General features: G+C 64.2%; 10 protein-coding genes. 2 read left to right on the top strand and 8 right to left on the bottom strand.

Going from position 1 to position 11,740, the window contains the following annotated elements; genetic code table 11:
- Positions 1 to 109: 109 nt before the first annotated feature.
- Entirely contained in the window at positions 110 to 1,459 is a 1,350-nt protein-coding gene (locus ABIC03_RS09950; RefSeq protein ID WP_354057641.1) for an 8-oxoguanine deaminase, read from the top strand.
- A 111-nt stretch (positions 1,460 to 1,570) separates the two neighbouring features.
- On the opposite strand, the gene ABIC03_RS09955 is transcribed toward ABIC03_RS09950, so the two are convergent.
- From ABIC03_RS09955 to ABIC03_RS09970, 4 genes are all read right to left on the bottom strand, one after another.
- Positions 1,571 to 2,647 (bottom strand): BMP family ABC transporter substrate-binding protein, encoded by a 1,077-nt coding sequence (locus ABIC03_RS09955; protein WP_275170189.1) that lies wholly within the window; start codon positions 2,645 to 2,647, stop codon positions 1,571 to 1,573.
- A 78-nt stretch (positions 2,648 to 2,725) separates the two neighbouring features.
- Entirely contained in the window at positions 2,726 to 3,643 is a 918-nt protein-coding gene (locus ABIC03_RS09960; protein ID WP_354057644.1) for an ABC transporter permease, read from the bottom strand.
- Positions 3,630 to 4,721: an ABC transporter permease gene (locus tag ABIC03_RS09965; RefSeq protein WP_354057646.1), complete on the bottom strand. Its 1,092-nt coding sequence runs from the start codon at positions 4,719 to 4,721 to the stop codon at positions 3,630 to 3,632. Before ABIC03_RS09965 ends, ABIC03_RS09960 begins: the two co-directional genes overlap by 14 nt.
- Positions 4,705 to 6,276, bottom strand: a complete 1,572-nt coding sequence (locus tag ABIC03_RS09970) for an ABC transporter ATP-binding protein (RefSeq protein WP_354057648.1) — start codon at positions 6,274 to 6,276, stop codon at positions 4,705 to 4,707. The genes ABIC03_RS09965 and ABIC03_RS09970 overlap by 17 nt, the downstream gene beginning before the upstream one ends.
- A gap of 572 nt (positions 6,277 to 6,848) precedes the next feature.
- Here ABIC03_RS09970 and ABIC03_RS09975 point away from each other — a divergent pair.
- Positions 6,849 to 7,958 carry a hypothetical protein gene (locus tag ABIC03_RS09975; protein WP_275169747.1) on the top strand — a complete coding sequence of 370 codons (1,110 nt, stop codon included), beginning with the start codon at positions 6,849 to 6,851 and terminating at the stop codon, positions 7,956 to 7,958.
- A gap of 133 nt (positions 7,959 to 8,091) precedes the next feature.
- Here the strand turns inward: ABIC03_RS09975 and ABIC03_RS09980 are convergent, their stop codons facing one another.
- From ABIC03_RS09980 to ABIC03_RS09995, 4 genes are read right to left on the bottom strand one after another with little or no spacing between them, the layout of a single operon-like run.
- Positions 8,092 to 8,577, bottom strand: coding sequence for a nucleoside deaminase (locus tag ABIC03_RS09980; protein WP_354057650.1), 486 nt, complete (start codon positions 8,575 to 8,577; stop codon positions 8,092 to 8,094).
- 13 nt (positions 8,578 to 8,590) lie between these two features.
- Positions 8,591 to 10,123, bottom strand: coding sequence for an ABC transporter ATP-binding protein (locus ABIC03_RS09985; RefSeq protein WP_354057652.1), 1,533 nt, complete (start codon positions 10,121 to 10,123; stop codon positions 8,591 to 8,593).
- A complete protein-coding gene (gene biuH / locus ABIC03_RS09990; protein WP_354057654.1) occupies positions 10,120 to 10,803 on the bottom strand; it encodes a biuret amidohydrolase in 684 nt (227 codons plus the stop codon). Before biuH ends, ABIC03_RS09985 begins: the two co-directional genes overlap by 4 nt.
- 10 nt (positions 10,804 to 10,813) lie before the next feature.
- On the bottom strand, positions 10,814 to 11,740 hold the full coding sequence (locus ABIC03_RS09995; RefSeq protein WP_007601468.1) for an ABC transporter permease: 927 nt from the start codon (positions 11,738 to 11,740) through the stop codon (positions 10,814 to 10,816).

The raw sequence follows: 11,740 nt of genomic DNA on the forward strand, positions 1-11,740 counted from the left end.
TCTTGCAAGACGAGCGCCAAGTCGCAACAACAAGTCGCAGCAAAAGCGCAATCGGGCCGGCCCCTGTCTTGCAGGCCTGTCGTCAGCGGATGTGAGGAGGAGCAGGTTCATGAGCGACGCAAAGCCGATCTGGATCAGGGATCCCCTGGCTATCCTCGCCGATGGCGCCGAGCGCGGCGTCGTGGTGCAGGACGGCCGGATCGTCGAACTGGTGCCGGCCGGCGGTGCGCCCGCAACCGCTGACGTCGCGGTGTTCGACGCTGGCGACCACGTCGTGCTGCCGGGCCTCATCAACACCCATCATCATTTCTATCAGACGCTGACGCGGGCGCTGCCGGCGGCGATGGACCGCGAGTTGTTTCCCTGGCTCCAGGCGCTCTATCCGGTGTGGGCGAAGCTGACGCCTGAAGCTCTCGAGCTCGGCGTCACCGTGGCGATGTCCGAACTGCTGCTGTCAGGCTGCACCACCACAACGGATCATCACTATGTATTTCCGGCAGGGCTCGAAGACGCCGTCGATATCGAGGTGGCGGTGGCCAGGCGGCTCGGCGTGCGCGTGCTGCTCACGCGCGGCTCGATGAACTTGTCGCAGCGCGACGGCGGTCTGCCGCCCGATAGCGTCGTGCAGGATGAGGACACCATCCTCGCGGACAGCGCGCGCGTGGTCGGCAAGCACCACCAGCGCGGTCGGGATGCGATGGTGCAGATCGCGCTCGCACCTTGCTCGCCCTTCTCGGTGTCGACGTCCCTGATGCGCGCCACCGCCGATCTCGCCGACAAGCTCGACGTGCGCCTGCATACACATCTTGCCGAGACCGAGGACGAGAACAGGTTCTGCCAGGAGATGTATGGCTGCCGTCCGCTCGACTATCTCGAACAATGCGGCTGGCTCAACGCGCGGACGTGGCTCGCCCACGGCATCTTCTTCAATGTAGACGAGATGAAGCGGCTCGGAAGAGCGAAGACGACGATCAGTCATTGCGCCTGCAGCAATCAGCTCCTGGCCTCCGGCTGCTGCCCGGTCTGCGAGATGGAGGAGGCCGGTGTCGGCATCGGCATCGGCGTCGATGGCTCGGCCTCGAACGACGGATCGAACCTGATGCAGGAGGTGCGGGCCGCGTTCCTGCTGCAACGGGCGCGCTACGGCGTCACGAAGGTCAGTCACAGGGATGCGCTGCGCTGGGCCACCAAGGGCTCGGCAGCCTGCGTCGGTCGGCCGGAACTCGGCGAGATCGCGGTCGGCAAGGCGGCCGATCTCGCGCTGTTCAGGCTCGACGAGCTACGTTTCTCCGGCCATGGCGATCCCCTGGCCGCACTGATGCTGTGCGGGGCGCATCGGGCCGACAGGGTGATGGTAGCCGGAAAATGGGCCGTGATCGACGGCGCGATCCCCGGCCTTGATGTGGCAGACCTCATCCAGCGCCACAGTTCGGCGGCGCGGGCCATGCAGGCCGAATAATATCCACGCAAAATAAAAAGAGGGGGCGACCACAAGTGCCGGGTGCTTCTGGCCACCCCCTCCGAACCTGTTCCGGGAGGAGCAGGTGATCTAGGCAATGCAAGAAGCGTGCTACTTGCCCGGCAGCTTGTCGTCGATGCCTTTGACATAGAAATTCATGCCGAGGATCTGGCCGTCGTCGAGATTGGCGCCGCCCTTGCACTCGACAGGTTTGCCGTCCTGCCCAAGGACCGGGCACTTGAACGGATGCAGCTTGCCCGCGGTGATCGCGGCCTGGGCATCCTCGGCGATCTTCTTCACGTCGTCAGGCATGTTGGTGTAGGGCGCCATCGCGAACATGTGGCTGTCGAGGCCGCCCCAGCTGTCCTCGGATTTCCAGGTTCCATCGAGCTCGGCCTTGACGCGGGCGATGTAATAGGGACCCCAGGTGTCGAGGATCGAGGTCAGCTGGGTCTTCGGCCCGAACTTGATCATCTCGGAATCCTGGCCGAAGGCGAGCTTGCCGCGTTCGCTGGCGATCTGCATTGCCGCCGGCGAATCCGTGTGCTGCATGATGACGTCGGCACCCTGGTCGATCAGCGCCTTGGCGGCGTCGGCCTCCTTGCCCGGGTCGAACCAGGTGTTGGCCCAGATGATCTTGACCTTGATGTTCGGGTTGATGGTCTGCGCGGCGAGGATCGTTGCGTTGATGCCGGAGACGACCTCGGGAATCGGGAACGAGCCGATATAGCCGAGCACGCCCGACTTCGACATCTTGGCCGCGATCAGGCCCTGGATGTAGCGGCCCTGGTACCATTTGGCCGAATAGGTCGACATGTTCGGGTTGCGCTTGTATCCGGTCGCGTGCTCGAAATGCACGTTCGGATATTTCTTCGCGACCTTCAGCGTCGGATCCATGTATCCGAACGAGGTGGTGAAGATCAGCTTGTTGCCGGCGCGGACGAGCTGCTCGATGGAGCGCTCGGCGTCCGGGCCTTCAGGCACGTTTTCGAGAAAGGTGGTCTCGATCTTGTCGCCGAGCTCCTTCACCAGCGCCTGTCGTGCCTGCTCATGCTGATAGGTCCAGCCGAGGTCGCCGACCGGGCCGAGGTAGATAAAACCGACTTTCAGCTTGTCGGCGGCGGAGGCTGCACTGACGCTCCCGGCAAGCAAGAGCCCGGCAGCCAGCGCAAGAAGTGATTTCCTCATCATCAATCTCCAAACATCAGGGGAAAGCCACGATCCGCAACGTGTGCGCCCCATCGCACACGGCGCGGAAATGAAACGTTAGCGGTCAGGCACGAACACGTTGCCGAGCGCAGCCGGTGCGGTCGATCCGCCCGTGCGCGCACGGGAGAGCAGGACCAGAACGATGACGGTCGCAAGGTAAGGCAGCGCCGACATCAACTGCGAGGGAATGCCGACGCCCCAGCCCTGCGCGTGCAGCTGCAGGATCGTCACCGCGCCGAACAGGTAGGCGCCGACCACGAGGCGGCCTGGCCGCCAGGACGAGAACACCACCAGCGCCAGTGCGATCCAGCCGCGACCCGCGGTCATGCCCGGAATGAAGAAGGGCGTATAGGCGAGCGGCAGATAAGCGCCGGCAAGCCCGGCGCAGGCGCCGCCGAACATCACGGCGATGGTTCGGATCCGCAGTACGGGGTAGCCGAGTGCATGCGCAGAAACGTGGTTGTCGCCGCAGGCGCGCAGGATCAATCCTGGCCGCGTGCGGTACAGGAACCACCAGACGCCGACGACCAGCGCCAGCGAGAAATAGACGAAGGCGCCCTCGCCGAACAGCACGCGGCCGATAAGCGGAATATCCGTGAGACCGGGAATGTTGAGATGCATCGCCGGCGTGATGCGCTCGCCGACGAAACCGGCGCCGATCAGGCCCGAGAGTCCGACGCCCAGGATGGTCAGCGCCAGCCCTGTCGCAACTTGGTTGACCGCAAGCCCGAGCGCCATCAACGCGAAGACCAAAGACATCAACGTGCCGGCGACGATGCCGAACAGTGCGCCGATGAAGATCGAGCCGGTCAGCCACGCACCTGCAAAGCCAGACGCGGCGCCGATGATCATCATGCCCTCGACGCCGAGATTGAGCACGCCGGAGCGCTCGGTTACGAGCTCGCCGGTCGCCGCAATCAGGAGCGGCGTCGAGGCGGCGAGCACTGCGAGAATGATCGCTTCAATGAGTTCCACGAGCCACCTGTCGGTTCGGGAAGACCAGCTTGAAGCGATAGAGAATGAGGGAATCGCAGGCGAGCACGTAGAACAGCAGGATGCCTTGAAATACCTTGGTGACGTCCAACGGAATCTTCATCGCGATCTGCGCCTGCTCGCCGCCGATAAAGGTCAACGCAAGAAAAAGGCCTGCAATTAATATCCCAAGGGGGTTCAACCGGCCGAGAAAGGCGACGATGATCGCCGTAAAACCGTAACCCGGCGAGATGCCGGGCTGGAGATGCCCGACCGGACCCGCGACCTCGATGATGCCGGCGAGGCCCGCCAGCGCGCCCGAGACGGCGAAGGTCAGGATGATCAATTGGTTGGAATTGAAGCCGCCGAACCGCGCGGCGCGGGGCGCCGCACCGACCACGCGAATCTCGAATCCCTTGATGGTGCGCCCGAGCAGGATCGCCACCGCGGCGACGACGAGAAGGGCGATGATGGAGCCGAGATGCAGCCGGCCGCCTTCGATCAGCAGCGGCACCGTTGCTACCGGATCGAACTCGGCCGTGGTCGGGAAGTTGAAGCCGTGCGGATCGCGCCAGGGGCCGCGCACGAGATAGTCGAGGAAGAGATCGGCGACATAGACCAGCATCAGGCTGGTCAGGATCTCGCTGGCGCCGAACTTCACCTTGCAGATTGCCGGGATCAGCGCGTAGAGCGCGCCTGCGGCGGCGGCGAGCACCAGCATGACCGGCAGCACCCAGGCGCCGGCGTCGGTGCCCTGCGTCTTCACCGCAATCCAGCTTCCGGCGACTGCACCGATCAGGAACTGCCCTTCGGCGCCGATGTTCCAGGCATTGGCGAGATAGCAGAGCGACAGCCCGATCGCGATCATCACCAGCGGTGTCGCCTTCACCGCGATTTCCTGGAGCGAATAGCTGTCGGTCAAAGGCGCGATGAAATACGCGTGCAGGGCGAGCAGCGGATTCTTGCCGAGGATCGCGAACAGGATGACCATGGTCACGATCGTGAGGCCGATCGCGATCAGCGGAGAGATCAGTGCGATCGTGTTGGAGCGCTCGGCGCGCTTCTCAAGCACCAACTGCATGCGCGGCCTCCTTCGGTTCCAGCGTGCTGCCGCCCATCAACAAGCCGAGTCTTTCGCGCGTCACCTCGCTGGTGGCGAGCGGCGCAGATAGATGGCCATGGAACATCACGGCGATACGGTCGGCGATTTCCGCGAGCTCGTCGAGGTCCTGGCTGGTCACGAGCACGGCGGCGCCTGCGGTCGCGAGATCAAGCAGCGCCTGGCGGATGACGGCGGCCGCGCCGGCGTCGACGCCCCAAGTCGGCTGGCTCACCACCAGCACTGCGGGATTGCGCAGGATCTCGCGTCCCACGATGAATTTTTGCAAATTGCCGCCGGAGAGGGATGCTGCTTCCGGATCGCGCTTGGCCTTGCGGACGTCGAACGTCTTGGTTGCGCGGTCGACAGTCTTCAGAGTGGCCGCAGTATCGATGAAGCCGTGATGAACCATGCCGCTGGCGGCGTGGCCGGTGAGCAGCGCGTTCTCCGAAAGCTTCATGCGCGGCGCCGTGCCGTGGCCGAGCCGCTCCTCCGGAACGAAGGCCGCGCCGAGTTTGCGGCGCTGCGTGATCGAGAGATGGCCGGCAGCAAGGCCTTCGATCACGATCGTGCCGGGATCCTTCGAGAGGCGTTCGCCGGACAGCGCGGCGAACAGTTCGTCCTGGCCGTTGCCGGCGACCCCGGCGATGCCGAGGATCTCGCCGCCTTTCAGCTCGAACGAGATGTGCTCGAGCCGCACGCCATGCGCCTCGCCGGGGGCGAGCGAGAGGTCGTTGACGACGAGGCGCGGCGCGGTGGTCTGCCGGCCGGCGGCCGCCTTCACCTCCTTGATCTCGCCGCCGACCATCATGCGCGCGAGCGAAGCGGCGGTCTCAAGCCTGGGATTGCAGGTCTCCACCTTCTTGCCGCCGCGCAGGATCGTTGCCGTGTCGCACAAGCGCTTCACCTCTTCGAGCTTGTGACTGATGTAGAGGATGGCGCGACCTTCGGCCTTCAGCCGCTCCAGCACGACGAAGAGCTGGTCGGCTTCCTGTGGCGTCAGCACTGCGGTGGGCTCGTCAAGGATCAGGAATTGCGGATCCTGCATCAGCGCGCGAACGATTTCGATGCGCTGGCGCTCGCCGACCGACAATTGCCAGACCTCGCGTTTGGGATCGAGCGGCAATCCATAGGTCTTCGACACCTGCTCAAGCCGCGCCGACATGTCCTTGAAGGATTCTCTGCCGTCGAGGCCGAGCGCGACGTTCTCGGCGACGGTGAGATTGTCGAACAGCGAGAAATGCTGGAACACCATGCCGATGCCGCGGCTGCGCGCTTCCGAGGGACCGGACAGCACGATCGGCTGGCCCTGCCAGCAAATCTGGCCGGCGCTGGGCTGGATCAGCCCGTAGATCGCCTTGACCAGCGTCGACTTGCCGGCGCCGTTCTCGCCGAGCAGCGCGTGGATCTCCGTTGGCCAGATGTCGATGTCGATGGAATCGTTGGCGAGGAAATCGCCATAGCGCTTGGTGAGCCCGATCGTCCTGAGGAGCGGGGACTCGCCGGAATGCAGGCTGTTAGCCGTGGGATCCAACATTCGCTGATGCGCTTGCATGGGATGAAGTGCCTCAATACTGAGCTAGTTTGAACCGTCGCGTAAGGTGTGAAAAAGCGTCATCCCTTGCTCAACGCTTCGGCAGCCAGGTGGTGTCGGCGAGTCGCGGCTCTCGCCAGGCGGCGATCGTCCTCAAAGGCCCCCCGAACAGCCTTTGCAGTGCCGGCTTGCGCGTGACGCCTGTTGCAAATTTGTGACGGATCAAACCAAATCGGAACCCGCTATGCAGGCTTGATGTGAAGTTGAGCAGAGACGCGCCATCACGCGTATGCATTTGCGAACACCGCGACAGTCGCTTCCGCCCATTCTGTCTGCCTTGCCCGATCGACATGAAAAGGCGAGCGAAATCAAATGGGATTATCCGGCAATGGCCGCTCTCGCCTGACCGCGTGGCGGTGAGGTTGGCCTTCCTAATCCGCCGGTGAAGCGCAGTGCTCTGTGCAAACAAGCGGCATGCCTTGAAACAAGTTGAGGCTTCTCACTCCTGGAGATCGGCGCAAGTGTCGCACCCAAGGGACGTTCATTTTTACGTGTCCAAACTTGGGGGTATTCGGATGTCGTTTCGTATGAAGGCAATTGCGGCGGCGGCGCTGTCACTTGCTACGCTCGCTACCGGTGGCCTGGCTCAGGCAGCCGACTTGCCGGTCAAGGCTGCCAAGAAGGCGGCGGATCTTCCGTTCTTCCTGGTGATCGACGACCGCGTCACCTTCTCCTATATCTTCAATGCGTCGCAGCCCGGTGCGTTCACCAACACCAACGGCGTGATCAACGCCAAGACGACGAAGCAGGTCTACTCCTTTACCCACTTCGATGCCTGGACTTACGGCACCAACTTCTTCACCATCTCGATGTTCAAGTCGGACCACAACGATCCGGCAGGCCCGTGTACCGCCACAGGCGTGGTCGTGTCGCCGGCTGCAGGCTTCGCAGCGACGCCGACGAGCTGTGCCGGCGCGACAGAAATCTACGGTCTTTTCCGTTCGACCTTCGGCTGGAACGAGATCTTCAACACCAAGGCCTTCACCCAAGGCCCGCTGCATAACATCTCGTTCGAGGTTGGCATGGATGCCAACACGGAGAACCGGTATTTCGGCGCCGCCAAGCGCGACGTTGTCGCCGGTCTGCAGTTTGCCTTCGATCTTCCCTACAAGGGCTACTTCAACGTCGCGCCGCTGGTGTACTGGGAGTTCGCCAACCACAACTCCTTCTCGCAGTGCGGCGCCGGTTGGTCCGCTCCGTGTATTGCCGACGGCAACACGTCGTTCAAGCCGACCTGGGCTATCGAAACCAACTACTATATGGACCTCGGCTTCCTGCCGCAGAACATGCAGTATTTCTCGATCAGCGGCCGCGCGGCGTGGTACGGCAAGAAGGGCACCGACACCGAGCCGCTTCCCGCCAGCGTTGCCAACAACGTCTATCCGACCAAGGTCGAGTTCAATTCCGAGCCGATCCGCCTGACCCTCGATGCCTCGAAGGCGATTTGGGGTGAAAAGTACTCGCACTTCGTCGACGTCTGGGTCGCCTATCGCTACTGGCAGAACAAGTTCGGCCTCGATCACAACAATGCCTTTGCGTGCACCACTTTCGTCGGTGGTACGAAGGTGAGCACCGGATCCTGCACCGAGTCCTCGCTCTACTCGGGTATCACTGTGAAGTTCTAACCACCTGACATTCTTCAGGTGAATGACGATGACGCCGCGTTAAACCTCCGCGGCGTTATCTTCGTTTGTGGGATGGGCTGGGTACCTTCAGGCGGCCCTTCGGTGAGCGGCGCAAGGCCCGCTCGGCGGCCGCCTACTTCGTCCACACGCCGTCGTGCAGCGCTTCGGCCTCGTCTTCGAGCAGCGGCCCCGTAACGTCTGTCGGCCTCTGGCCACTGATAAAGACCTCGCGACAGGGCAGGTCGAGCGTCGGGTTCTCCGGATGATCGCCGGTGATGCCGCGCAGGCGGTGCTCGCTGAGGCCATAGACGACACGGCCGATGCCGGCCCAGTAGATCGCGCCCGCGCACATCGCACAGGGCTCGGCGGAGGAATAGAGCGTGGCCTTCGCCAGCACCTCGCCGCCGAGCGTGCGGCAGGCCTGCGTGGCGGCGAGGCGCTCCGCATGCGCGGTGCCGTCGTGATCCGGCATGTAGCCGTTCTCGGCTTCGATCAGGACCTTGCCTTCGGCATCGACGACGATGCAACCGAAGGGATGGTTGCCGTGGGTGAGGGAACGGCGGGCGACCGCAAAGGAAAGGCGGAGGAAGTGCTCGTCCCGCTCGGACCCGCCGCTCATCGCTCTTCCCTGGTCAATGCCCCGCCATATGCCGGCCGATCACGGTGAGATCGGCTTCGCTGGTCCGTGCTTCATACACGAATTCGCCGTGGAACATCACCACCAGCCGATCCGAGAGTTCAAGGAGTTCGTCGAGGTCCTCGCTGACCAGCAGCACTGCGGCGCCGCGGTTGCGTGCTGCCATGATCTCGGCATGGATTTGCGCCACCGCGGCGAAATCGAGCCCGAAACAGGGATTGGCTGCGATCAGCACCTCGACGCCGCCCCCGAGCTCGCGGGCCAGCACCGCGCGCTGGACGTTGCCGCCCGACAGCGCCGAGATCGGCGTGTCGGGCGTGCGGGTCTTGATCTTGTACTGCGCGATCTTCTTCCTGGCGTCGACGCGGAAGGCGCCGCGGTTGAGCCACCAGCTGAGGCTTGCAAAGGGCGCGCGGTCGAATTCGCGGAAGGCGATGTTGTCGGCGACGCTCATGCCGCCGACACAAGCGTTCTTCAGCGGCTCCTCCGGCAGGAGTGACATATTGTGCCGCCGCATCTCCTCGCGGCTGGCGTGATAGGGATCGCCGGCGACGCGGATCTCGCCGCTCTCGGCCTCGCGCTGCCCGGCCAGCACCTCGACGAGCTGGCGTTGGCCGTTGCCGGAGACGCCGGCGATGCCGACGATCTCGCCGGCACGGACCGTGAGGGAGACGTCATGCACGGCGATGGCGCCGGCGTCGTCGAGCGCGCGCATCTTCGCCAGCTCCAGCCTCGCCTTGCCGGCCTCTCCGGTGCGCGGCGGCTGTACCGTCAGCTCCTCGGCGCCGATCATGGTGCGCGCCATCGCGTCCGGCGTCAGTTCGGAAACCTTGCCGGCGCCGGCGAGCTTGCCGCGACGCAGGATCGTCACGTCGTCGGCGAAGGCCATGACCTCGCGGAACTTGTGCGTGATCATCAGGATGGTCAGCTCGCCCTTGACGACCATGTCACGGAGCATGCCGAGCACCTCGTCGGCTTCCGCCGGCGTCAGCACTGATGTGGGTTCGTCCAGAATCAGGAAGCGGCGCTTCAGGTAGAGTTGCTTGAGGATCTCGCACTTCTGGCGCTCGCCTGCGGAGATGTCGGAGACCTTTGCGCTGAGCGGCACCTTGAATGGCATCCGCGCGAGAAAGGCCTCGAGGTCCTTCATCTCGCGGGACCAATTCACCACGGCCGGCACGTCATCGCGCGCCAGCACCAGATTTTCGGCGACCGTCATCGCCGGCACCAGCGTGAAATGCTGGTAGACCATGCCGAGGCCTAGTGCGTGGGCGTCCTTCGGATTGCCGATCGCCTGCTCGCGCCCCCCGATGAGGATGTCGCCCTCGGTCGCGCGATAGTAACCCATGATGCATTTGACGAGGGTCGACTTGCCGGCGCCGTTCTCGCCCAGCAGTGCATGGAACGAGCCCGGCCGCACTTTCAGCGCGACATTGTCCAGCGCCAGGAAATCACCGAAACGCATGGTCATGGCAATGGCATCGACGCCGAAGGCGCCCGATGGCGGCGGCGTTTCGCCGACGATCACGAAATCGCTCCGATGAAAGCGTCGGAGGTCGAGACCGCGCCGAACACGCCGCCCTGCATCTTGATCATCTTCAGCGCGTGCTCGTGGTTGCTCTTGTCGGTCGCACCGCAGCAATCGTGCAGCAGTACGCATTCGAAGCCGCGGTCGTTGGCCTCCCGCATTGTGGTGTGAACGCAGACGTCGGTGGTGATCCCCGTGAGCACGATGTTCTCGATGCCGCGGACGCGCAGGATCAGCTCCAGATCGGTGGCGCAGAACGAGCCCTTGCCGGGCTTGTCGATGATGGGTTCGCCGGGCAGCGGTGCGAGCTCCGGGATGATGTCCCACCCGGGCTCGCCGCGCACCAGGATGCGACCGCACGGGCCGGGATCGCCGATGCCGGCGCCGATCTGCCGCGAACGCCAGCGCTTGTTGGCTGGCAAATCCGAGAGATCGGGACGGTGGCCCTCGCGGGTGTGGATGATGTGAAAGCCTTGGCTCCGCATGGCCGTCAGCAGTTTTTTGATCGGCTCGATCGGCGCCCGCGTTAGGGACAGGTCATAGCCCATCTTGTCGACATAGCCGCCGACGCCGCAAAAATCGGTCTGCATGTCGATGATGATGAGCGCGGTATTCTCGGGACGGAGGTCGCCGTTGTAGGGCCAGGCATAGGGCTCGGACTTGATGGTGCGCTCGGGCATGATTCGCTTCCTAGCGGGTGATCGACAATTCGGCCGGGGCTCCGGTCAGCGTGCGCTTCGGCGAGCAGGTGATGATCATGATCGCCAGGGTCAGGATGTAGGGTGCGGCGTTGAAGAGGTGGTAGCCGGAGGTGACGCCGACCGATTGCAGCGCCGGGCCCAGCGCCGCGGCGCCGCCGAAGGCGAGCGAGGCCCACAGGCACAGCAAGGGATCCCAGCGCGCGAAGATCACGAGCGCCACGGCCGTGATTCCCTGGCCCGATGACAGGCCCTCGTTCCAGCTTCCGGGATAGAACAGCGACAGGAATGAACCGCCGATGCCGGCGAGGAAGCCGCCGACCATGGTCGCGCGCAGGCGGATCAGCAGCACGGAGTGGCCCATCGCACGCGCGGCATCCGAACTCTCGCCGGCCGTGCGGATCAGGAGGCCCCAGCGCGTAGTCCGGAAGGCCCAGTAGAGAATTGGCGCGAGTGCGACGCCGATCAGGAAGAGCACGTTGACCCGTAGTGCCGCGCGCACCTGCGGAATGTCGCTCCACCAGCCGAAATCGATCGCGGGTAAACGGGGGGCGGTGGGCTCGATCAGCGGCTTGCCGAGATAGAAGGCAAGCCCGGTGCCGAACAGCATCAAGGCGATGCCGACCGCAATGTCGTTGACGCGCGGCAACGAGCAGATGCCGGCATGCAGGGCGCCTAGAAGCGCGCCGGTGATGCCAGCGGCGAGCACGCCCAGCCACGGCGATCCCGTGAGGTAGGAAATGCCGTAGGCGCTCATCGCGCCCATCACCAGCGTGCCTTCGAGGCCGAGATTGATGCGGCCGGAGCGCTCGGTGATGCATTCGCCGAGGCTCACGAACAGGAACGGCGTCGAGACGCGAATGGCGCCGCCGAGCACGGCGAGCGGGACGGTCCAGAGTCCGATCGAGCCGTCTGCCAT

Source organism: Bradyrhizobium sp. RT6a (genome assembly GCF_040547675.1).
Classification (GTDB): Bacteria; Pseudomonadota; Alphaproteobacteria; order Rhizobiales; family Xanthobacteraceae; genus Bradyrhizobium.

What these genes read in the sequence shown, in the direction of transcription:
- ABIC03_RS09950 (WP_354057641.1), top strand. Translation starts at nt 110, where the DNA reads ATGAGCGACGCAAAGCCGATCTGGATCAGGGATCCCCTGGCTATCCTC.
- ABIC03_RS09955 (WP_275170189.1), bottom strand. Translation starts at nt 2,647, where the DNA reads ATGAGGAAATCACTTCTTGCGCTGGCTGCCGGGCTCTTGCTTGCCGGG.
- ABIC03_RS09965 (WP_354057646.1), bottom strand. Translation starts at nt 4,721, where the DNA reads ATGCAGTTGGTGCTTGAGAAGCGCGCCGAGCGCTCCAACACGATCGCA.
- ABIC03_RS09970 (WP_354057648.1), bottom strand. Translation starts at nt 6,276, where the DNA reads ATGTTGGATCCCACGGCTAACAGCCTGCATTCCGGCGAGTCCCCGCTC.
- ABIC03_RS09975 (WP_275169747.1), top strand. Translation starts at nt 6,849, where the DNA reads ATGTCGTTTCGTATGAAGGCAATTGCGGCGGCGGCGCTGTCACTTGCT.
- ABIC03_RS09980 (WP_354057650.1), bottom strand. Translation starts at nt 8,577, where the DNA reads ATGAGCGGCGGGTCCGAGCGGGACGAGCACTTCCTCCGCCTTTCCTTT.
- biuH (WP_354057654.1), bottom strand. Translation starts at nt 10,803, where the DNA reads ATGCCCGAGCGCACCATCAAGTCCGAGCCCTATGCCTGGCCCTACAAC.
- ABIC03_RS09995 (WP_007601468.1), bottom strand. Translation starts at nt 11,740, where the DNA reads ATGGCAGACGGCTCGATCGGACTCTGGACCGTCCCGCTCGCCGTGCTC.